17 protein-coding genes and 3 pseudogenes are annotated in these 22416 nt (G+C 59.5%); 8 read left to right on the forward strand and 12 right to left on the reverse strand.

Features of this window, described 5'->3' with window-relative positions; translation table 11 throughout:
• Nucleotides 1-122: 122 nt before the first annotated feature.
• From WOC76_RS21220 to WOC76_RS21235, 4 genes are all read left to right on the forward strand, one after another.
• Nucleotides 123-485, forward strand: coding sequence for a hypothetical protein (locus WOC76_RS21220; protein ID WP_341101990.1), 363 nt, complete (start codon nt 123-125; stop codon nt 483-485).
• Nucleotides 486-2001: 1516 nt separating this feature from the next.
• Nucleotides 2002-2304, forward strand: coding sequence for a hypothetical protein (locus tag WOC76_RS21225; protein WP_341101987.1), 303 nt, complete (start codon nt 2002-2004; stop codon nt 2302-2304).
• Between the two features lie 623 nt (nt 2305-2927).
• Complete coding sequence (locus WOC76_RS21230; RefSeq protein WP_341101984.1) at nt 2928-3521, forward strand: transposase; 594 nt, start codon at nt 2928-2930, stop codon at nt 3519-3521.
• Nucleotides 3502-4281, forward strand: a complete 780-nt coding sequence (locus WOC76_RS21235; protein ID WP_341101982.1) for a transposase — start codon at nt 3502-3504, stop codon at nt 4279-4281. The genes WOC76_RS21230 and WOC76_RS21235 overlap by 20 nt, the downstream gene beginning before the upstream one ends.
• Nucleotides 4282-4465: 184 nt before the next feature.
• Here the strand turns inward: WOC76_RS21235 and WOC76_RS21240 are convergent, their stop codons facing one another.
• The 3 genes from WOC76_RS21240 to WOC76_RS21250 form a co-directional block, all read right to left on the reverse strand.
• Complete coding sequence (locus WOC76_RS21240; RefSeq protein ID WP_341101981.1) at nt 4466-5836, reverse strand: virulence factor family protein; 1371 nt, start codon at nt 5834-5836, stop codon at nt 4466-4468.
• Nucleotides 5833-8385 carry a bifunctional lysylphosphatidylglycerol flippase/synthetase MprF gene (gene mprF / locus WOC76_RS21245; RefSeq protein ID WP_341431581.1) on the reverse strand — a complete coding sequence of 851 codons (2553 nt, stop codon included), beginning with the start codon at nt 8383-8385 and terminating at the stop codon, nt 5833-5835. Before mprF ends, WOC76_RS21240 begins: the two co-directional genes overlap by 4 nt.
• Nucleotides 8386-8773: 388 nt before the next feature.
• Nucleotides 8774-9070, reverse strand: a complete 297-nt coding sequence (locus WOC76_RS21250) for a hypothetical protein (RefSeq protein ID WP_341101977.1) — start codon at nt 9068-9070, stop codon at nt 8774-8776.
• A gap of 341 nt (nt 9071-9411) precedes the next feature.
• Between WOC76_RS21250 and WOC76_RS21255 the strand changes: the two genes are divergently transcribed.
• The 3 genes and pseudogenes from WOC76_RS21255 (at nt 9412) to WOC76_RS21265 (ending at nt 15049) form a co-directional block, all read left to right on the forward strand.
• On the forward strand, nt 9412-9798 hold the full coding sequence (locus WOC76_RS21255) for a hypothetical protein (protein ID WP_341387471.1): 387 nt from the start codon (nt 9412-9414) through the stop codon (nt 9796-9798).
• Between the two features lie 3375 nt (nt 9799-13173).
• A pseudogene (locus tag WOC76_RS21260) lies at nt 13174-13314 on the forward strand (IS110 family transposase); the annotation flags it as partial.
• A 556-nt stretch (nt 13315-13870) separates the two neighbouring features.
• On the forward strand, nt 13871-15049 hold the full coding sequence (locus tag WOC76_RS21265; protein WP_341387503.1) for an IS701 family transposase: 1179 nt from the start codon (nt 13871-13873) through the stop codon (nt 15047-15049).
• 230 nt (nt 15050-15279) lie between these two features.
• Here WOC76_RS21265 and WOC76_RS21270 read toward each other — a convergent pair whose 3' ends face one another.
• The 6 genes and pseudogenes from WOC76_RS21270 to WOC76_RS21290 form a co-directional block, all read right to left on the reverse strand.
• Nucleotides 15280-15735 (reverse strand): di-heme oxidoredictase family protein, encoded by a 456-nt coding sequence (locus tag WOC76_RS21270; protein WP_341387472.1) that lies wholly within the window; start codon nt 15733-15735, stop codon nt 15280-15282.
• Nucleotides 15732-16577: pseudogene (locus WOC76_RS21275) on the reverse strand (ABC transporter substrate-binding protein); the annotation flags it as partial. The gene WOC76_RS21270 and the pseudogene WOC76_RS21275, both read right to left, overlap by 4 nt.
• Nucleotides 16578-16770: 193 nt before the next feature.
• A complete protein-coding gene (locus WOC76_RS21280) occupies nt 16771-17565 on the reverse strand; it encodes a TOBE domain-containing protein (RefSeq protein WP_341101973.1) in 795 nt (264 codons plus the stop codon).
• Nucleotides 17566-17633: 68 nt separating this feature from the next.
• Entirely contained in the window at nt 17634-17924 is a 291-nt protein-coding gene (locus WOC76_RS21285; protein ID WP_341101971.1) for a DUF2478 domain-containing protein, read from the reverse strand.
• On the reverse strand, nt 17860-18312 hold the full coding sequence (locus tag WOC76_RS24390; RefSeq protein ID WP_445928481.1) for a DUF2478 domain-containing protein: 453 nt from the start codon (nt 18310-18312) through the stop codon (nt 17860-17862). The genes WOC76_RS21285 and WOC76_RS24390 overlap by 65 nt, the downstream gene beginning before the upstream one ends.
• Nucleotides 18218-18601 (reverse strand): hypothetical protein, encoded by a 384-nt coding sequence (locus WOC76_RS21290; RefSeq protein WP_341101970.1) that lies wholly within the window; start codon nt 18599-18601, stop codon nt 18218-18220. The genes WOC76_RS24390 and WOC76_RS21290 overlap by 95 nt, the downstream gene beginning before the upstream one ends.
• 394 nt (nt 18602-18995) lie before the next feature.
• Here WOC76_RS21290 and WOC76_RS21295 point away from each other — a divergent pair, with 394 nt between their 5' ends.
• Nucleotides 18996-20087, forward strand: coding sequence for a two-component system sensor histidine kinase NtrB (locus WOC76_RS21295; protein ID WP_341101969.1), 1092 nt, complete (start codon nt 18996-18998; stop codon nt 20085-20087).
• An 83-nt stretch (nt 20088-20170) separates the two neighbouring features.
• Here WOC76_RS21295 and WOC76_RS24395 read toward each other — a convergent pair whose 3' ends face one another.
• From WOC76_RS24395 to WOC76_RS21305, 3 genes and pseudogenes are all read right to left on the reverse strand, one after another.
• Nucleotides 20171-20302 (reverse strand): DUF3768 domain-containing protein, encoded by a 132-nt coding sequence (locus tag WOC76_RS24395; protein WP_445928482.1) that lies wholly within the window; start codon nt 20300-20302, stop codon nt 20171-20173.
• Between the two features lie 31 nt (nt 20303-20333).
• Nucleotides 20334-20489: pseudogene (locus WOC76_RS24400) on the reverse strand (DUF3768 domain-containing protein); the annotation flags it as partial.
• 185 nt (nt 20490-20674) lie between these two features.
• Nucleotides 20675-21226: a hypothetical protein gene (locus WOC76_RS21305; RefSeq protein ID WP_341101964.1), complete on the reverse strand. Its 552-nt coding sequence runs from the start codon at nt 21224-21226 to the stop codon at nt 20675-20677.
• Between the last annotated feature and the right edge of the window lie 1190 nt (nt 21227-22416).

Consider the following 22416-nt stretch of genomic DNA (forward strand, 5'->3'; position numbering starts at 1 on the left):
CAATCTAATATTGCCTCCCCTCCTGTTCGAGGCCGCTCTTAGAGCGGTTTCTTCTCAAAGAGGCTCATAACCTGCAGCTCAGCCAATGTAAATAACGGCGCGCGCACAGCGTTACCATCTCGATGACGTGGCTTTACGCATTCATTCCGGCGATAGTGAGTTTTGTCGGTGCCGCTTGGACGGCTTGGAGGCGCCCGAAACCCCAAACGATCAGCGCCATCCCGCACTTCGCAGCGGACGTGGTGTTCTACGCCGCAGCCAGCGAGATCCTGCCTGACGCCACGCACAAGGGCACCGTCTGGACGATCGTCCTCGGAGGCACCTTGGGCATTGTGACGATGCTGACCATCCGGCGCTTCACACTTCTGGGGGCGAGCCATCGCCGTGCCAAAACTCCCAGTGGCCAACTAATGCAAACCTCCATCATCTTTGTCAAGATTACGAAAGTCGAGGCGGGCGGGCCTGCCCAAGGGCGACCCAAATAGCGATAGCACTATTCGCAGTTTCGCGAGTGCGGTTCTAGCTGCGGAGCCTGACGCCACGGGCCAGGCGGTTGGCGCGTCAGTGCACTAGCATCCCTGAGCTATGACACCGGCCTCGGAGCGCCGAGACTTCGACCGCCTGTTAGCGGCCAGCATCGTCAAAAAGCCGCTGTGCTCGTCTCGCCATCCCATGGTCGGCGCGGTCGTGTCAAGGTCCCCAGGGACGGCGTCCGCGTCCCAAGCTCTTCGGAAGATTACAAAAGCGTAAATAATCATCAAGATCTGACTCTCGGCGAGTTTAATGGCCTCCACAGGAGCATCCGCCAGTGCGACAAAAGACCGCATGGATTTTATTATCGCTATACGACACATTGCCAGTCGTTCGGCGACATTTCGTCCAACCGCGGGGTGATGAAAAGGAAAATGAAGGACGGACATGTCATTCGTCCGGATAAATTTCGTCATCATTCCCGTGAACTAAATAATCCCCGAAGGCTCTCCCCTCCTGCTTCTAAGACGCGGGATCATGCCTGTAGCGGAGGCCCTCGCGAATGTGGTCGAAAAAGCCAGCTTTTTCGGTGCTAATCGCGAGATCGCGTCAGCGCATTTCCTTCACGACTTGAGGCAGGCAAACACGAACGTAGGCGGGTGCGCTTAGCGCATCCGCCTATTGTTTAGAAAGAAAACATACAGGGAGAAAACCACAGGCGCCTATCCAGCAACGTAGGGGCCGGAGGGGGAGATGTGTGTTTTGGGGATCGTCTATTCCGCCCGACCGCTTGACCGGCGAGTCCGAAAGGCAAAAGTGCGTTCCGGCACATTAATGCAGTAGAGCCAGATTCTGGGGCAGCTTCGACCGGAACTTCGTTAGATTCGCCGGCGCCATTTCATCATTTAGAGTGCCGACTTACGGGCGTTCGGTTCGACAAAACTGGCCTGTCTACATTCGGCCGAGATTTTTACGTCGGAGCCATATCGAGTCGTAATCGGCGTATTTTCTGAAAGCGCCCTCTGCTTAGTCACTTTGCACTCTTCCATATTCGCGGAATCTAGAGTTTCCGTATCGATTACGTGACCGCCCATCAAGTAAGCGATGACCAGCATAGTCTTCACGTTCCAATCTCCATCTTGATTAGCCAGGCTGCGTGTCAAACGCAGCTATTTAGACATGCCAAAAAACAGTGACTATATTGCGATGCAATATGTCCTTTTCGTTTCCGGTTGTTCTCCGGCCGAAATGAAAATACAGTTATCCTCATCATCTAATCTCGCGCTTCCTTCTCAGTAGGGATGCCTGTTGCCAGGCGACCCTCAGACAGATCCGTGCAAGGCCGGATATCTCCTGTCCCGGGTATCTGGCGGCAGCGCCCGCACTCAGTCTCCTTTTTGTATCGTTGCACGACATACGCTGCTCGTCAAGCGTCATCGAGGGGTTCGACTTTGTGTTTGGGCTATGCGGGCGTTCGAGTTTGACGGATGCTCACGGTTGATAACCCTCGGGTAAGGGGCGCTTCCTCGCATGGGCGCCATCGCCCACATCACCGGCGTTCTGTTCAGCACGCCTTCGCTTGGTATGAATAGGAAGGGCCAGCGGATCGTAACGGCGACCATGCGCCTGAAGGGCGGTGGCTCGATAGCTTGGTGGAAGGTAATCGCTCTTGCTGAGCCGGTGCAACAGGAACTTGTGAGCATGAGGATTGGTAGCGTTGTATCTGTTCGCGGTCGGCTACAAACAGAAGTTTACAAAGCAAATAGTCTCACGCCGGATATTGTTCTTTCAATCGTCGCCGACTCTGTCAGCTTGGTGAGCACCCCAGCGTGACACCCCATAGGAGTTAAATTGGGATCGCCCCTGAGGCGGGGGGGGGGCTGCAGATTTTCTGCGTGACGCGTGCTCAGAGGTCTTGCGGCTGGGCACGCTCGTGATTTCGTTCCGACTTTCGCTGATTTTCGCAGAATTCCGGCGCTAATATTGTAGAAGCCGTTGCGGCCTTTCCGACTCTCGTTACTGCTGTCCTTTTCCGCCTTTGACGAGGGTTTTCCAAGGTCAATACTTTGCTGGCTGCCTTCGCATAAGACGGAGGAAGGTTCCCGCGGCTTAACCCTGACGCGGCAGCTACAGCGCTCTTTGGGCCGCCTACGGTCCCGCGCCAAGCACGATGCGCAGGATCAGGCATGTCCATAAAACGAGACCAACAACGGCGATCCAGTGCTCGATCATCGCCCGCTCCTAATTTCAAGGCCCGCCACCACCTTGGGGCTCGCCACGTTGGCCGGCGACCCGCGAGAGGACCGCGCCGCGCCTCAAGCCTGGATCGCGCAGCCAGCTCTTTGATGCCCTTACCGTCGCGCACACGCACGATACTTTCATAGTTTAACAGCCCATTGACGAAGTCGCGTCTGACTGATTCCGTTTCCAAGTGAGATTCGGCTGAGGTTGGTCCGATGGCGATGCGGCGTGAGACGGGGACGCAGGGGGATCTGGTTGTCGGCTGGGCCGAGCTACCGCGCTCTTCGGGGCACGCATTTTACGACGAGCTTCAGAAGGTTTTACTGGACGCGGCCTTCGACGTTTTCGTCGAGAACGCCCGCAAGCCCTACTACGCGGCGAAGATGGGCGCGCCCTCGCTGCCACCAGGGCGCTATTTGCGCATGCACATGGTCGGCTACTTCGAAGGGCTCGCCAGCGAACGCGGCATCGTATGGCGCTGCGCGGATCCTTTTTCGTTGCGGGATTTTTTGCGGCTGTCGACGCGCGAGAAAGTTCCGGATCATTCATGGCTGTCGAAGACGCGCTCGCGTCTGCCACACGAGGTTCACGAGAAGGTATTCGCTTTCGTCTTGCAGCTCGTCGCCGAGCGCGGCCTCGTGAAGGGCGAGCGCATCGGCGTCGACGGCTCGACCATGGAGGCGAACGCGGCGCTGCGCAGCATCGTGCGGCGCGACAATGGCGAGACCTATCGCGCAATGCTCGAGCGCATGGCTAAGGAAAGCGGAATCGCGACGCCGAACCGAGGATTTGGCGTGTTTCGACCGTAAGCGCAAAGGCAAGAAGCTCTCGAACGACGACTGGACGAGCGCCACGGACGCCGAGGCGAAGATCGCGCGGATGAAGGACGGGACGACGCATCTCGCCTACAAGCCGGAACATGCGGTCGACCTTGACACAGGCGTGATCGTCGCCGCGCCGATCCACGAGGCGGACAAGGGCGATACGACGACGCTCGGCGACACGCTGGAGACGGCGAAGGCCAATCTCTCGGCCGTCGGCTTCGCGCCGACGCCGGACCATCCTTGCGAAATCATCGCGGACAAAGGCTATCATTCGCGCGAGGTTTTGAAAGGCCTCGACGACGGCGAGTGGAAGAGCCGGGTCAGCGAGCCTTTGCCGGCAAAGGGCTATTTGCGCTGGCAGGGAGACGAAGAAGCGCGCGACGCCGTTTACGCCAACCGCGCACGGCTGAAGTCGGGCGTTGGACGCGCCGCCATGCGGAAGCGCGGCGAGCTGGTCGAACGCAGCTTCGCTCATGTACTGGATCGCGGCGGCATGCGCCGGGCCTGGCTTCGCGGTCGCGAGAACATCGCCAAGCGTTATCTGATCCACGTCGCAGGCTTTAATCTTGGTGTCCTGATGCGCGCCGTCGTCGGCTGCGGGACGCCAAGAAAACGCTCCGATGCGGCCAGAAACGCCTTTTTGCTCGTCATTCGAACGAATAGCGCCACGGGCATCGTCATCATCGCCGACATCGGCGGCGCGCTGGCCATGCTCGCCATCATCGCCGCTCCGGAACCCAATTAATCAAGCTGCGACTTCGTCACCGCGTTGTTAAAGCAGCCAGTTCGGAACTGTACTTAGTATCCCCGGAAAATGATCCATAGGCTCTGGGCTTTGTCGAGTGGACGCTATCCGGTTTCAGCGCGCGACGGCGCGACGGTGGTTCACCTTCTGGTGCGCCGCCGACAGGCGAGACGAGTGCCCTGAATCAAAGGACGCCGCGCCGCCTCAGGCCTTCAATGATATCACTGGCAATCTGGTCGTAAGCATAGCCGAAATGGTGCGCCCCCGGAGTCTTGAAAATTGCCGTCCTTGGGTCTGTCAGGGTCAGGCACCCCGGTTCCTGCTCTTCGGCGCCGTAAAAGCACTGGACGAGGCTGCCAGGGATGCGGGCAAACTCTGGCGCGAGCGGTGTGGCCTCGTCGCTCGGCGGGGCGCCAAACCAACCGGCGACGCGAATTTCCCAGTCCGCTTTCGACTCGAGCCCCATCAGCGACAGCTGCGCAATCCGATTGCGATCGGCTTCAGGGAGCTTATTGTAGACGATGGGCAGTACGTCGGCGCCGAACGAATAGCCAATCAGCGCGACCTTCTCGGCGCCCCATTTCGCTCGGTAATGGTCGAGGACCGCTTTCATGTCGGCGGTAGTCTGATTAGCAGTCTTGCGTCGCCAGAAATAGCGCAGGCTGTCCCAGCCGACGACGGGGACGCCACGGGCTTGCAGCTTTTCGCCAACCGTCTTGTCAAGATCGCGCCAACCTCCGTCACCCGACAGAAACACAGCCATGACCTTAGACGGCATGGACACAGGCAATTCGACGAGCGGCAATGCGCCGACGTCCGAGCGCGCCATGTCGGCGGCATAGGCCTCGACTAGCGAAGCCAGCCCGACGCGCACGGCGCCACCGGGTGGAGGCAGCGAGTTGATCGGCGTTCCCCCGCGCAACAGCGACTCCACATGCTCCCTCCCCTGCCTATCTGCGTCGGCGTCGAAAACGACGCGCCATTCGCCATGCAGGGTCGGGACGGGGCCGAGGCGCCGCCCGGCGCCGTCGGCGGGCGCCAAGCCGCCGAGCCGGCATAGATCTCGGGTTATGCCCGTCGTCCCGGTCGGATTTAATGAAATAGCCGCTGAAACGGTGGCGACAGGGGCTTGCGCGAGCGCAGCAAAGGCGATCGCTCCGCCTTCTCCCCGCCCCGCGATGATGGGCAGGTTATAGAAGGCGGAGGGATGGCGGCCTTGCAGGCGGCGGCTCAGATCCTCGACATCCTGAAACACGTCGACGCATTCGGCGGGTCGCACGGCGTTGCGATGCGCGGCGAGGTTCTTCAGATAGAATGTCGTATCGACACCGACCGCCAGCGCGCCTTCACGCGCCAAGGCGTCGAGCGTGCGATCGTCATCGGCGCTCCAGCCCTCGGCGCCCGAGAAGACTGTGACGTAGCGCAGAGACGCACCCGCCGGCGCAACGACGCGCACATCGCCAAAACTCGCGCCATCGATCGACTCGCGACGCGCCGACGTCGCAGCGAGCGCGATCAAAATCGTCAGCGCCGCGATGCCAAGGCGCGCGCTCATGACGCGGTATTGGCCTGCGGCGCTTTGGCGATCATCGCCGCCGCGTCGGCCAAGGCGACAAAGGGGCCAACCGTGCCGGAGGCGGCGAGGTAGCGCGGGGCCCAGGTTGGATTGAACTTGTTTTTGAAAGTCCGCAACCCCTGAAAATTGTAGAAGCGGTCGCCATGCTTCCAGATTTGCGCGCCGATCCAGTGCCAACGTGACGACAGCGGCTCGGGCCGGACGCCAGCGAGCGGGGCTACGCCGAGGCTCAGCGTCTCAAAGCCCCGCTCTTTGACGGCGAGGATCGTCTTCACGAACAGGAACTCCATAGCATAGGGCGACACCTTTGCGCGGTGGCGCATCAGTGCGACCGTCGCCTCTTTGCGGGCGGACGTCTCCATAATACTGACAAAAGCAATTGGCTCGCCCTGGGAGCGCACCAGACCGATGCGCTGCGCGTCTAAAAATATCGGATCGAATGCGGCGACCGAGAAGCCCTTTTCCTCGCCGGTGCGCTCATCGAGCCATTCGTCGGAAATGGCTTGTAAAATTGGCAGCGCGGCTCTGACGCTCTCAGGCGCGATCTCCTCAAATGTCAGACCATCGCGCGCGCCCCGCTTGAGCGCATAGCGAAGATGCGCGGCCGGCCCGCCCTCAAGCCCGAAGGCCGGCAGCGATATGCGCGCCTCCTCGCCGAGCTTCATCACGGAAAGGCCCGCATCGAGGTAAAGCGGCAGGCTTTCCGCGGGGATTTGATAGAATGCTGCACGCCCGCCATGCTTATGGGCGAGTTTGACAAAGCGGCGAACCAGCTCCCCCCTTTCCGCACACGGGCCGACGGGATCGAAAAGCGCGATCCAGCTGCGGCCCCGCTTCCCGTACATCAGGAAACTTCGGCCTGAAGCCGAAAACAGCAGGCTCTTATCTCCCATCAGAGCCAGCATCCCTTCGCCTCGGTCCTGACGACGGACGATCTCGACGGCCGCCGCCAACTCCTTTGGAGCTGGCGGCGGGGCGAACCCTTTGGGCGCTCTGAGCAATTGGCTGACGCCGAATCCCGTCGCAATGACGGACGCCCCGACGAGGGCGCGCAGCGCGCGCGGCGCCTGAGCGTCGAAAGCAAACTCCCACCACAGATCTCGAGCTTTGAGATCCACGCCTTCGAAGGCGAGCCAGAGCACGCCGAACGCGGCCAGCAGGATGACGCCGACGGCGATGAACCAGCCCGTGGTGAACGGTTGATCGAGCATCGATGTCGGCCGGCGGAAGTCCGGCCGCGTCGTCAAAAGCAGCAGGATCAGCACGCTAAGGAAACCAACCTCGACGTAGGCCAGGCCCTTAAGCAGCGAGAAGCCCACGCTGACCATGGACAACGCCACTGCGAGCCGCCATGCGCCGTCGCGCCGATCGATGAGCCCGCGCGCCAAAAACAGCATCACGACGCCAACAAGGCTGCCGAGGAACGACGAGGCCTCCACCAGCCACAGAGGCACATGCAGCGACAGGATTTCGAGGCGGTGGTTGAACATCGGGGTGGCGCCGGAGAGCAGTAGCATCACCCCGGCCCCGAAGGTAAGCGCGCCGATAAAGGTCGGCGAAAGCCGCTTAATGGCGCGCGCCACGCGATCGTCTTCCGGAGTCCCGCGCGGACGCGCCGCGACCGCCAACTCGAACGAGGCGAACAGGCCGGCGGAAAGAACAAGCGGCAATGCGAAATAGACACCGCGATAGGCGATCAGCGCGGCGACAACGACGTCGGATTGCGCTGCGCCACGGTACGCCCAGAGAACCACCAGTTCAAAAACACCGACGCCGCCCGGCAGATGGCTTATCGCCCCGAACGCGGTTGCAGCGGAGAAGATCGCGGCAAAAGCGAAAAAGTTTAGAGATGCCGGAGGCAAGAGCACCCATAGCGCCATGGCCGCGCCGAATAGCCGGATCGTGGTCAAGCCGAGCTGAAGGACTGCGCTGGCGCGCGAGGGCGGGGCGAAGGAAAACCCAGCCACGCGGATTTCCGATCGAAGGCCGAAGATTAATAGGCAGACGACGATCGCCAGAGCCGCCCAAGCGGCAATGCGCAGGGCTATCGCCGAGACGCCGAACATCACGCTCAGCTGTTCGGCCTCGAACAGGGTCGCTATTGCTCCGACGCTCGAAAGACCGAGGACAAATCCGCCCAGCACGAACGCCAGCAATCGCGCGATGTCCTCGCGCTTGACGCCGAGCGCGCCGTAAATTCGGTATCGTACCGCGGCCGAAGTAAGTGCGCCGAGGCCGGCCGCATTACCCAGGGCCGAGCCGCAAAAACCCGCCAGCAGCAGCGCCAAGGGAGACGCCTTCGCGCCGATGAATCTGAGCGCGGTCGCATCGCGACCGATCAGTGCGGCGAAGCTCAGAAGGGTTGAGGAAATGGAGAGAGCCACGGCGCTGGCTGGAAGCCTGCGCAACGCCCTTACCGTGGCATGGTAATCGAGGCGCGTCGCAACGTCGCCGAAGGGGACGATCAGCAAAGCTCCGGCGATCAAGATCGAAAGCGCCAGGAGGATGCTCCTCTGCGCTATTTTCATTCTGGCTGCCTCGCTGCTGCTCGGAAGGCGCTATCCGCCGTCCCGCCTTCGCTGAGCATGACCAGGTCGAAGACCGAGCGGATGACGGCAATCCCCCCGATCGCACCCTGCCCTTCCTTCCCTGCGATACGACGCCGCAAAGGCTCCTCTGTGCGCTCGTCGACCAGCACCGCGATCAAACGCTTCGGACGGTTTCTGCGATCCTTGGCACGCTCGAACCTTCGCGTCGTAGCCCCCGATTGTCTGAATGGCAATAGACGCAGAAACTTGACTGCAAGTTGATTTCCGAACTGCGCTTTCCGAACGTCCGGTACAGGGCCCTACGCCCTGGCGCCATGTCGCCGTTTTGTCTTTATCAAAGGCCTCCACGGGCTTGAAGTAATGAAAGCTAATTACGTAAATTGATGCGCCCGAGCTCAATCGACGACTGTAAAGCCTCACTTACGGGCCGCCATGGCGACGAAGGCGACAACAAGAACTCCCAGGTAGAAGCAAAACATTGAAACGTCTGGCTTACGTCGAGGTCTCGAGCGGCCCCATTTGCAAATTCCTTGTCATCCACCATGAGCGAAACCTCTGCGTCGTCCCTAGCATTTTCGAGCTGCGGCATCCAGTTCTCCGGAACGACGACGGAAAACAGCTTATCCGCCGGCAAATGATCGCCGGCATTCATGACAGTCGGCATCGGCAGCCTCAAGCTGCACCTCACCGCTGGCAACTGAATCCGCTAAGGGGGAGTTGCCTCACATCGTCGCGCGAGATATGTCATTGTCTGAACGATAGGTGGCCCTTTAGTAGGAAGTCGCCGGCAGCTACGAAAAGTACGATCGGCGTCTCGCCCGCGCAAGTGTTTCCGGTTCATTCTTGATGCGCCGCCTTAACGCGAACAAATCCTATACCGCCGAAAACCGAGCCGAAATGAAACTGAGCCAGAGACTGCGAAGCCACCGATGGAAGACGGGTTCATCCGCATCTCACGCCGATGAGTGGCGTTTCAGCGCGGACCCCATAAGAGCCGCGGAACTTTTGGACGAATGCGAAGCATCGCTTCGCGAAATTTTATCTTACCCGGATTTGGTTCGCCCGAGTGCCACGCAGGAGAGCCCTTTCGTTCGCGCCCGGATGATGCTTTCCAAGCTGAACGACCGGGGGGTAACGCCGGAAATCGGCCTTTTTTACGTTCGGGAAAACAACACACTTCGTAAACTGCCGAAAGATATAGACGCCGCTATTGAGATCATTCGCGAGGAGTTCGTCGCTGGCCACACCCAAGGGATGCTTTGTCGCAAAGATAGGGACCTGAATTACGTTGGCGAAGGCCTTTTCGCGCACGGCGTCGAAAATTGGGCCGATTTCGAATCAAGGGCTCGGCTATGGCTCTCCCATTCCCTGGATGTCGTTCCAGGGAGCTAACCTCCTGGTGGCGGGCGACCACAGTCCGGCGCTTCTATACGCAGCCGTCATGGTCTACTTAGCGACGTGACGCGGCGAGAGACGGCTCATTGACTTACTCAGCAGCCGGGAATTAAGGCGACGTTTTCAACGACCCTGCGCATCGCTGCGTAATTCCGATGAATTTCCCAAGCGAGATGGACGAGAGTCGATCAACCGTTAGGAACCATCCGGTTCATGCCTGTCGAAACGCGTGCGCGAAGGCGAGGCGCCATCTGGTCATCGCATCCTACGGGTTCAGCCGAACGACAATCTACAAATGGCTGGCGGCGGTCTGCAAACCAGTGGTTGGGGTTCCCTGTGCTTGCTTGACAGCCGGCGACCGGACGGCCATGTAGCCTAACCGAGCGTTACAAACAGCAGGCACGCTGGATCAATGGCAATGACCCAGTAAGTATTGCCTAGATTTCGGCCTACCGACCCGAAGGTGGCGCCTAACCTGGTCGAGCACAAATTCTGCATTTCGGCTTGGTTTGGCGGCAGTTGGGGAACTGCTCGCCAAGCTCAATCTGACGCCCCAAAAGGTGCTGCGGCGGGCGTATAGTCGCCACGATGGCCAGAATTACCAGGCAGCCCCAACTGAGTCTGACTCACACCGAAAACAGAGGGAGGGCCCGTTAATGGTTGGATAGTCGGATAGGTGTGTTGATCGACGTTGGTAACGAGCGATTACTCCTCGCTCTTCCGGCGTTCATACTTGCCGGACCGGTTGATGGGCCGCGAGCGGCAGAAGGCCTGGGCGACCTTCTGCCAATTACACGTTGGCGGCTTGCTATCCACATTTCTGGGCGGGCTTTTTTCAGCGACCACCCTCAACGGGCGGGGCGTTTTTATCTTTAGCACTTCCAGACCCACTCGCCCGTGTAATCATTGAGGTACCAGCAAACACCAGGGTCGAGCGGGTGTCTCGGGCTGCTCCAGTTCCTGTGCTGATAGCGCCATGGCGCGCCGTATGCCTGGATGTCGCCGTCGTAAGGAGTATGCCCAGCGCTTTGGGCCCGAGCGGCTGGTCCCGATGCCAGAAGCGTCGCTATAATCGCGATCATAAATCTACGCATATATTCCTCCCTTATCGCTCAGCCTCCCTTTTGGTGACTAAAGATAGATCGACCTGCTGTTTACTCAAGCAGCGAGGCCCTCTAGACGAGCACATCCTGCCTATTTCCCCAGCCTAATCGAGGTTGCGGCCCCCGGATGTATCAGCGGGACTATGCCGGCGGTCCAGTTGACGTGAAGCCGAACTGATTTAGGTTCAATGTGCTACCGCATTAAAGCCAACCTAAGGTAGCGCCAATCAGCTGTCGTTTTGGTAAACGCGAATTTTGCCCGGGTAATTGCACTCTTTTGAGAGACGCGTTGGAGATTGCCTCGACCATCAAGAAGCCCGCCTGAGAGGCGGGCTTCGTAGGTTTCATAATGGACAAGGCACGCTTCACCTCTCGGCGTCAATCCTTCCTTTAGGTGCGCCGACCCATCGCCGATGAAGTTAGCCTAAGGCTGCGTGGGAAATGATAGGGGCAAGGGAAATCACGGTGAATATGAGTGCGATTCCGACTGCAAACCACACCAGACCCTTCATGCGACCGTTAGCGCTGCTGTTGCTTTTCATATCCTATCCATTCCTTTTTGTGCGTCATCAAAAGCGACGTCGCATCGTGGAACGATAGCTGTGTATCGTGCGCCGATGCATATGGCGCTTTGTCGCATGCTATAAAACCGACGTCCCGGCGATGAGCTGATCGTTGGGTCAAGGGGTGTTCTGGTTTGGCTACCGCAACCACGAGGACGGGCCGCGAGCGGCAGGAAGGCGTAATTGCGGCGACCAAGCCGCGTCGTCCAATTGGGCCCCCGAGAATCTCGTCGATTTCGGGGCCGTCAGGAAATGCACCCGTCGCTTGAACGCCGTTTTCTAGGTATGGCGAGCACACGCTGGATAGCGAATTATTAGCCCGGATCTGGTTCATATTGAAGGTTGAGGATTCTGGACAATACATCGTTTAGCGACATTAGCTCGATCCTTGGAGGGCCTCAGAATGTCGAGCCATGCAAAAGCTTATTTTCTGCAGCCTCGCGTTCGCCGCGTCGTACAGAGGATTCCTTGCGGTCCAAGAGCCTCACCTTTGCGATTGAAGCGATGACATATCCTTGGACGTTTAGGTGAGGTGGATGCTTGCTAGGCGTGGAGGTGGGGTTGTCATATCTGGACGGCTCCCCAGGCTTGTTTCACAGCGCTACGATGGTGGTGCGGTTATGTCTCCGGCCTGTAGGGGTGCAGGTCGTAAGCCTGCGAACGGAATTGCAACAACTTCGCTCGCGACTTCTGCTAGAGGTGCTACGGAGAATTTCGAATTGCGCTGCTAGGTCGCTTCCGGAAGGAGGTGATTCCTTCAGGCGTATTAAAACCGCGGGCGGGCGCCGCGAGTGCGCCTGCTCGCCGCGCCCTTACGCACCATGGACCCATAACCGGGCCAGCAAGATGCTGGACGCTATACCACCGCAAAACCGGCGTTGATTTGATCGAGCGCGATCTCCGGCTTGGTTTTGAAGACGACGTAGTCTGGGATATGGATCTTCTTGCGTCGTGTCGCGTCCTTCGCCCAATCGTCGAGTAATGGTTAGCTGTTCTTAAGCCCGATCTTTAAACGCACTGTTTCGATTGAAATTAGAAGCGTCGCGGACTACCTGCCAGTTCTGAGGCTCCCCGTAGGAGGACCAGATGCACAGGCTTGCAAAGATGAACTATGCAGCGGCGCTGTTGTGGATAACGATTTCAGCCTCCAGCATGCCTGCCCGGTCATTCGCAGCCGTCTTGAGCGTCACCGGCCGGGCTAATGTCGGCCTACCGTCGCCTCCCGCCAAGGCCGATTGGCGGCCTCATCCACATGGACATCATCTTTGGCGCGTAGGCTGGTATTATGGCTCGCGGCGGGAAAGCCACGCGCAGTTTACATTTGTGCCGAAGTCCGAAGTCTACCCGGTCCGTTCCGTGGCCAAATATTTTCGATGCTTCGATTGTGCAAATTACGCCGCCACGTGCCCAACCTGCAGGCCTCGTGCCTGCATTCGTGCAGACGGTGGTCTTTCGTGGTGTGACGATTGCAACTCCTGGGACTACACATACGGCGGTCCGTTTTGGTCGAGTCCTGGCTTGTTTTGAAAGTGAAGCCACCGTGCTGCGGGCAAGCGGGCCGAACATGTTCCCGACGCGCTCCTTAGATGGCGTAACGGGCGGCCGGGAAGCTGAGGCTTCGTGGTGAAGTAGTCATCCCCCAGAATGGTGGTGTGTGAGAGGGAGTCCGGCTTTTCGTCGGCTCCAAGCATCGCTGGGGGATGACCATGGACCATTATGCTGGGATCGACGTGTCTTTGGAAGCATCGAGTGTTTGTGTTGTTGATGCCGTCGGGAACATCGTGCGGGAAGCTAAGGTCGCCAGCGAGCCGGCGGCGCTCATCGGCTGGTTCGCCTCGCTCGGGCTGGGTCAATCGCCAAAGTACATAACACCCTAGGACAGCAAGCAGGGTTAGTCGCCGCTAGGCGCAGCTAAATGGTGGTCTCTCTGACCTGTCGGCTCGCCACATGGCGCACCGAAAGCCGCCGATACGGCTATCAGGGAACAATCAGAACCAAATCGGCCGAGACGATGAGGCCAATCCGTGCCTTGTTGGTTTGAAGGCTGCTATGAGACGGAGGATATATTGCTGGTCGTGGCCACCACCGTCGCCTTTCTGGGCCCGTTCCTAGTCGTGTTCAGAGCATTCAACGTGGAAGAAGCAGCATCGCCTTGCGACCTCAAGGCTTATCCTCTTGTTTTGAGAGGTCATTCTCATTCTTGGTCTCGTAACGACGAGATAACTTCTGCGTTCAATGCTATTTGGGCCTGTTGACTACTACGCGGTATGTTCCCGAGGCTCCCTCCTCTTAACCAGATTGAGCCTCAGTAGTTCCCACTAATTTCACTGTGTCATAAATTCACCGAGGGAGGTAATTTGACGATTCACGCTCGATTCGGAGGTGGCCGTGGATCGAACCGCTATGGATGCAGGGAGTGAGCGTCGGTTTGCTGCGTTCGTGGAGTCGATTTCATCAATTCTGGGGCATGTCGATCGGATAGCGCCGTTTCGCTCCTATTGCACAGGCTTGATCCTCCCGGGAGAGCGCAAGAGTGTCGAGCCTATCGCCGCCCCTGTCGAGCCCGCTCGCGTCCAAGCGGCGCATCAATCGCTCCACCATTTCGTCGCGAAGGCCGAATGGTCCGATGAAGCGATGTTGAGGCAGGTGCGCGCTCATGTTCTTCCGATGATCGAGAAGCACGGGCCTATAAAAGCATGGATCATCGATGACACGGGATTCCCAAAGCAGGGCGTCCATTCGGTCGGCGTGACGCGACAATATTGCGGGCAACTGGGCAAACAAGACAACTGTCAGGTCGCCGTATCTTTGTCAGTCGCCAACGATCACGCAAGTCTGCCGATCGCCTTTCGGCTCTATTTGCCGGAAGACTGGGCCAAGGATTCGGCGCGTCGCCGAAAAGCTGCCGTTCCCGAAGACATCGTCTTCAAAACCAAACCGCAGATCGCCCTTGATCAGATCCGCGCCGCGCAAGCCGAAGGCGTGCCGGGCGGCGTCAGGAGACCTCCGACGCTTCTGCGACGCGATGCGCAGAATAAGCCAGCCTCAGCGAAACAACTTGCCATGTCGCTCCCCGAAGACGCTTGGCGTCAGATCGAATGGCGTGAAGGCACGAACGAAAATCTCGGCTCTCGTTTTGCTGCGGTTCGAGTTCGACCTGCTCATCGAGACTATTGGCGTTCGACGCCTCATGCGGAAGAGTGGCTTCTTGTTGAATGGCCCCAAGGCGAATACGAGCCGACCAAATATTGGCTTTCGACTTTGTCGCCGGATACGTCCCTCTCTGCGCTCGTCGAGCACGCCAAATTACGCTGGCGGATCGAGCGCGATTATCAGGAGCTTAAGCAAGAACTCGGGCTCGATCATTACGAGGGACGAGGGTGGCGTGGCTTTCACCACCACATGACGCTTTGCGTCGCAGCCTATGGATTCTTGGTCTCCGAGCGGAGTCTGATTCCCCCCTCAGGCGTCAAAACCACGATGCTCAAAGCGCCTCCCTTACCCGAAGGTTATCAACCCCGAGGATCCGCCGGTCAGACCCGAACGCCACGTCGCGTCGTCAATCGCCAGCATCCGCATTAGGTTGGCGCGCGCCTTGGCGAGGCAATTGTTTCGATGCCCTTGTTGCCAACGGAGCGTTCTTAGAATGAATTTATGACACAGTAAAACTAAGGAATCTTACGGAGGCCAGGTAGTGAACAAAACCAAGGTAGCCCGAGAGGTGCTAAGGAAGCCAGCTAAGCGCTTGCTAGGGTGCATAGAGGGAGCGATCAGAAAGAAGCGATAGCTTTTTGCATTGCAGCATTTGCGCCCTAAAACATCAAGGGAACACACCGCCGTCCCTTCCCTTGGCGATGTGTTCCCGGACCTCTGGATGAATGCGCCCCATTGAGCCAGAGTTTCGGGAGGAGACACGACCTCCACGGCGTGTCTCCCCGAACCATCAATAGTCTAACATATTTGCTTGTGTGCCGCGCCACGCCGTTCTCGGGATCGGGAGCGGCGCCGCGTCCGTTTTTCACATGGCAGGCGATACAGGAAAGCCGATTGTAGAGCGGTCCCAGCCCAATGAGATCCGGATGGTCTTCAGACGGGCCAACGAGCCAAGCCTGTCGAAAGAGGCCCAAGCCGCGCCGGAAGCTAGCCGACTGCGCAGCCTCGAGTCCGGGAAGCGGTTGCGAGAGCGCTTCCGTTTCAGGGGTCTGTGTCTCATAGCGGGCCGCGCCGGCGAGCGCCACAGCAGCAAGGATCTGGAAAGCACGCTTCACGGCGTCATCCCGATGCTCGTGCGAATGTCTTTAGCTTTACGCCGCGCCGCGGCCAGATCGTCTCTCCATTTGGAGACCATCGCCTGATCGATCGAGTCTCTTGAGGCGAAACGGCCGAGGAAGGAAATGTCGTGCGCCTCGGCGTTCGACACCGGCGCGAAGCTCGCGAGACGGCGCGCTTCGGCCAGGGCGTTGGCGCGCGTGTCATTCTTATCCGCGCGATTTTCGGCGGCATGGATCGCGCGCCACAAGCCCGCATTCTCCCCATGGTTCTCGACAATTATGAGATCGAAGAGCAGCGAGACCAGCGGCGGTCGGCGCCGGCCGATTTCGAAGTCGTAATCAAGGATCACGTTTTGCGGCCGCTCAAAGGGATTGGCCAAGGCCAGGGGCTTGTCTTGATAGGCGTCGGGACGCCCCGGATGGCGCATGCTGTCGCGCTCCATCATGAGCTTCTCCTCCTCCTTCGAAAGAGCGAAGTCAATAAAGGCTTGTGCTTCCTCAACGTGTTTGGACGACGCGGTCATGGCGATATGCGCCGGCAGGAAGGCCGTGCGCTCGGGATAGATCATTTCGACGGGCGCCCCATTCGCCTTGGTGCTTACTGCGAAGAAATCGATCGTGAGGCCAAAGACGGCTTTGCCTTCCCGCACTTGCGCGGTGGGTAAGCCGCCTTGGTCGAGCAGCGCCGCTTCGCCGGCCATCTCGGCCAGGCGCGCCCAGCCCGTGTCCCAGCCTTCGCTCTGGAGGAAAATATCGTAAAGGGCAGGGGAGAAGCCGACCTTGGCGGGGATCGGCATGACGAGGCGTCGGGCATAATCCGGGCACCCAAGATCACACCACCGTGTCGGCGCAGCGAGATGCTATGAGGAGGGCGGAAACATAAGAGAAATGTGATCTGACTCATAACGGCGCAGATTGTGTTGCATGGAAGCAACGCGCTATAAGGCTATCAAATATAGCGATAGGCAATCGCGGGCTTATCCAGGCCAGATGTGAACGCTTCGGCCGGTCTCGTCACCCGCGCTCATAGCGTCAATCGGCGGCGAGAATCACGTCTTCCGCCGCGAAACGGACTGTCAGGGGGCTTCCTTGCTCCAGGCGCATCTCCTCGACGAGGCGCCGCGGCACGACAGCCGTCATGGACTTTCCGGCGCCGATGTCGATCAGCAACTCGCAATTGCGCTCCGCATCGGTGCGGCGCGAGACGACGCCCGTGAAGCGATTGCGGGCGTCGTCCGGGGTGCGACCGGAGGGAACGAGTTCCACGAAGGAGGACTTGACCAGCGCAATCACTTTCCGTCCGGGCCGAAGGTCGAGATCATCAGTCGCTTCATTGGTAATGACAGAGTAGATGTTGTGCTCGCCGGAAATCTTGAGCGTCACTTCAACGTCCACCGGCCATTTCTTGACCGACACAACCTCGGCGCGAAACACATTGCGCGCCGAGATGCGGAGCCCGAGACCCAGGAGCGGGAAATCGTCCGACCCCTCGAGCCCTTCCTCCGCAATCATGGAGGAGACACGGGACAGGCGCTCTTCCAGCTTGTGGAACGTCTCGATCAGCTTGAGCCCTTCCGCCGTCACTTCGGCTCCGCCGCCGCTTCTGCCGCCGGCCTTAGTCACGAAGGCCGGGCTCGGGAGCAGATTGTTGATCGCGGCCACGGCGTCCCAGGCGGCCTTGTAGCTAAAGCCAACCGCCTTGGCGGCTTTTGAAATGCTCTTGTGCTTGGCGACCGCCTCGAGAACCTTGATACGGTCGCGTCCGACGAGCAACTTGCCGTCGCTTCGCAGCGCCAGGAGGGCGTCGATCTTTCTCGATGCAGACATTGCCGGGGCGTCCCCTATAACGACGCGCCAATCTTGCTAGATTCCGGCAAAAGTCAAAAACGCCGCCTTTACGCGGATTCCACGCGCGAGAGGAGGCGTTGGCGCGTGTCATTTTGCTCGCTCTGGGCTTCCCACCACGCCGCCAGGGCGTCGACTCGCGCGTCGACGGACTGGGCGAGTTCACCGGCGAACTGACCCCAATCCTCCGCGACCGAGGGCGAAACGGCGGTAATGACCGGAATGTCGGCCATCATTGCCGCGCGGAAAGCGTCGCACAGACCGCTGCGAGCGGCTTCAAGCTTGCCGAATTTGCTCAAAACCACCACGTCGACCCCGCGCTCGATGGCGTCTTCGATCACTTCTGCAGGCGAGAGCCAGGCCACCCGGATCGAGATTGCAGGCCTCGGAACCCCTGCCGAGCTTCTGGGAGATCGGATAGGTTTCCCCCAAGACCAGATCCTGGACGCTGAGGCTCTTGCACCGCCCCTCCTCCTCCCTGGGAGAAATCTCGATGACCCCGGCGACACGCAGGCCCTGACGCCGCAAGTGTTGGGCGAAAGCGAACAGCGTGCCCTGAATCAGGGAGCTTAAGGGGCCTTGCACGGCGGCGATGCGTTTTATGGAAAGCGTCATTCCAGCCTCTCCAGCTCCTTCAATGCAGCGTTGGTTGCGGGATAGCCGCCAGGCGCTCGCGCGCCCTTTCAATCGCCTTGATGACTGCCGCGGCGATTGTCTGGCCGCGCTCATCCGTGCCGGTCCAGCTCGCTTGGCGTCCGCGCGGGTCGATCTCCACGAGCGTGACGCCGCCGGGCGCGAGCGTCCCGTCACGAGCAATCCCGCGGAGATGGTCGTCCATCGGCGCACGGACCGGTGAGCCGTCGAGGTAGCCGATGACATAGCCTCGGAAGACCAGCGCCCCGATGTCGAGCGGCGTGCGCCAAGTTCCTTGTGCGGTCGAATAGACAAAGCGCTCCTTGCCGGCGCCCGCCAGCGTGCGGGAGACTCCGTCGGCGACGAGCGTCTCCCCCGCCGCCATAAGGTCGCCCGTTCGGGCGGGATGGGTTACGACTGCGATGTCGCAGTTTTGACCGACCCTGAATTTCGGGCCGACTCCGATGACAAGCCGCGCTAAAATAGAGCGAGACCGCGTAGGGGATGACCTCCGGCGGGAAACGATGGCGGCGATAGGCGGAATTGACGGGCTGCGACAAGGCTTTCCCCTATCAGACTCGGCAGCCCGTGTTAAGTTGACGGTGCCGATGTGACTGTCCTAAGCTTCGCGCTTGCTCCTGCCCTGCTCCGCAGCATCCCGTTTGAGCTTGCGCACAAAAGAGACATAGGAGAAAGTGCTCTCTTTTGCGCAATAGCGTGGCCGCGGCAATAATGGCCTGCGCTGTCTTTGAGGTCTGCGCGAACAGATTGAGCCTCCAATGCCGATGAGTAAGGATGCTGCCTTTTTAGCCGCCGTCGTCAACGGCGCGCTGGACGGGATCGTCTGCATCGACGAAAGCGGCCGCATCCTGTCCTTCAATCCGGCTGCGGGCCGGCTGTTCGGCTACGCGCCGGAGGATGTCATTGGCCAGACCGTCGGCGTGCTGATGCCGGAGCCCTATCGGAGCGAGCACCCGAATTATCTGCGGAACTATCTGAAAACCGGAGAAGCCAAGGTCATCGGGATTGGCCGGCAGGTCGAGGGACGACGTAAGGACGGCTCCATCTTCCCGATCGACCTTGGGGTCACCGAGATCAATATAGACGGACGCCGTCTGTTTATCGGCTTCATCCACGACTTGAGCGAGCGCCGCAGATTCGAGGCGCATCTGCGAGAACTCCATGCCGACCGACTCGACCTGATCGGGCATATGGCGGTCGGACTCGCTCATGAACTGAAGCAGCCGTTGGCGGCGATCAACGCCTATCTGAATACCCTTCGAAGGCTGTTGGAGGAGCACGACTTCTCTGCGGAATCGGTTGACGACGTATTGGATAAGGTTACCCATCAAATATTCCGTGTCTCCGACATCATGGACAACGTGCGCCAGTTCATGACGCGCGGCGCGATCGACAAGACGCCTCAGCATCTCAACGAGGTCGTTCGAGCGGCCTGCGAGTTCACCGACGCCATTGCCAGGGAAGCTGGCGTTGAAACGACGGTGCGCCTCGATGCGAAGGACGATCGGGTCGTGATCAACAAGGTGCAAATCGAGCAGGTGGTTGTCAATCTAAAGCGCAACGCGATCGAAGCCATGCATGGCCATCACAAGCGCGAAATGATCGTGTCGACCCGGTCTGTTGAAGGAAGCATGATCCGCGTCGACGTCGTCGACACAGGTCCTGGTTTGGCGGAAGCCGTCAGATCGAAGCTGTTCGAACCGTTTACGACGACCAAGCCGCACGGTCTCGGCGTCGGCCTGTCGATTTCGCGTTCGATCATCGAAGACCATCATGGCAAGCTGTGGGCCGAAGATAGTCCCAGCGGAGGAACCATATTCAGCTTCGTGCTGCCGGTGACGCGCGCATAATACTTCAGAGACCGCGCGCATCCGCCGGGTGGGTGGGAGCCCCTGAACCTGAGTCTCGCGACGCGGATCGGAAGGGGAGACGGTCAGCATTCCTCAGCGAGCATGACGGTCAGCACGCGTGTCGTCACGACAGAGTTCGTCGGATGGGGGGACGCATGGCTGAGATATCGGTCGTAACGGTCGATTTTTCCAAAAAATCGTCTGTTCGCCGAAATCGAAGCTGCCGAAGGCGTGTTCGCCGTACGGGTCGTTGTTCTCTGTGAAGGCGTCGAATGTCGCCACCAGGACGAGAATGCGGCCCTGCGCTTCCTCGGGAAGCGCTGCGATCCCTGACGTGACGACAACCGTTCCGCCAGACCCCGTGCGACGGATGGTGTCGTTGAGCTCAGCGATGGTGCTCATACGAAAGTGGGTGAGAGCTGGTATGTCGACCTCTTCCGGGGTCGTCCCGGAAGATGCCGCAGCAGGCGCGTGCCGACAAGCGCGCGGTCAACGGGCGCAGCCCTTGACGGCGCGCGGAGGCCGCGACAATGCGGCGATGACGGGGCGGCCCAGGGGCGTGGGAGTATTCTGCGCGCGCGGGCCGATCAGCTCTTCTTCTTCGCGGGCTTCTTCGATTTCTCTCCCTTGGCTTCCTTCTTTGTGCCCGCTTTCTTCTTCGCCGGCGGCTTTTCAGGCAACGTGTCGGTGAGGGATTCGATGACTGCGATACCCTCGTCAATTTCCTCGACCCTCCCGACGTGAATCGATACTTTCCCGGCCGTGATGGTGACGCCACACGCCTCTACCACTGGCGCGAGGTATTTCGCGGCGTCATGGATGATAGCGAGCGCGACAACAGGGGATGTGACTATCTTGAAGAAATCGTGCCGGGCAGTAGCGATGCTCCAATTCAGATTGCGTCGGCTCTCGTCGAAGCGTCTCTTGCTGGAATGTTCTAAGATCACTTCTTCGGATAGCGCTTGCGCGTGAACTGCGAGGTCGGCGCACAATGCAAGCCGTTCCTCGTGTTGGCGCAGATATTCATTGCTCCCGGCTGTCCGCCCCTCCTCGTCTCCCCGTCCCTCAGTGCCGTGTGATTGCTCTGAGTATCCGGAGCCGAACTCGATCTCGACGACCGCGCGTTTTCCCTTTGCCATCGTGATGCTCCGTGGACAGAAGGCGTGGAGCGTGATCCGCCGACTGGCGGCGCCGTAAGCCTGGCGAAGAAGATTACCTGGGGTTGTTGTCGCCCTGAAAGGTAAACATTCCTGGCGCATCGCTCATGGGCTCTGCAAAATGTGAAAGGCGACCGCCTCCACGAATGGAAGCGACCACCTCGCTCGCGTAACTTGAGCGCTACGGTTCTGGTGTTGCGCCTTACAAGCGCTCTTGCGAACAAATAAAGAACATGCAATATGTCGCTTATGTCGATCATCGAGAGTAACAAGGTGCCGGTTGATCGATGCGCGCTGCGGATAGTTGTCGAGCGTGGGCGTTTGGCGTTCGAGTGTCGGAAACTGTCGGCGACTATTCTAGGTCGATGTGCTCGCGTTGATTGAGTAACATGGAGCGGACGGCCTCGTATCGGCCGTCCTTCGGCTGCTGGTATGTTGGCAGTGCGGCGCGAGGAGCCCGCGTGCGCTCGTTTGTCTGCGCGGAGTTCGTGGCGAACGCGCGTGGGTGCCGGTAGCGCCGCGAGCGGGACGGTAGAACAAAGAGTTCCATCGGAGCGTGATTAAATTTTCTTAATGACTTCGTACGACTGACGCCATCGCAGATTCACAATGTTCTGATAGGGAAGATGCATTCCTCGGACGGCGCTCCGCCACGCTCGCGCGCAGCTCTTGTTTGTGGCGAAGCAGGCAAACAGAGCTGGCTCCGGTTGTTTGGACAGCTCCCCGCGGATTTTAAGTGGATTTCTGCCGGGGTTTGCTGAACGCGGGGCGGTTCGATTTTGCCGCGGCGTCGGGAGGGCGTAGCCCGACCAGAGCGGCGGCAAAATCGAAAGCGACGGTCATGCGGCCATCGCTGTTTCCTTGACGCCGAAGTAAGCCTCGTCGGGCGTGCGCCCGTCAAGGCTCGAGTGCGGGCGCCGCTCGTTGTAGAACGAGGTTTGAGAACACCCACAGGACCACCTGCGGGGAGGTGCAATATCGACTTCATCCGTGGTTTGGGCGCGAGATCTTCGTCCACGCTGCGATTGATAAGACAGATGACGCCGTATTCCAGTGTTCGGTCGATGGCTCGGATGTCAAGCGATGGCTCGAGATCCCCGCATGGATGTTTGATCGTACTGCGTGCGCGCCCGAAGTACGCTTTTCCTCCGTCCCCGTCGTTAGTCTGCAAG

It is taken from the genome of Methylocystis sp. IM3 (assembly GCF_038070105.1).
GTDB lineage: Bacteria > Pseudomonadota > Alphaproteobacteria > Rhizobiales > Beijerinckiaceae > Methylocystis.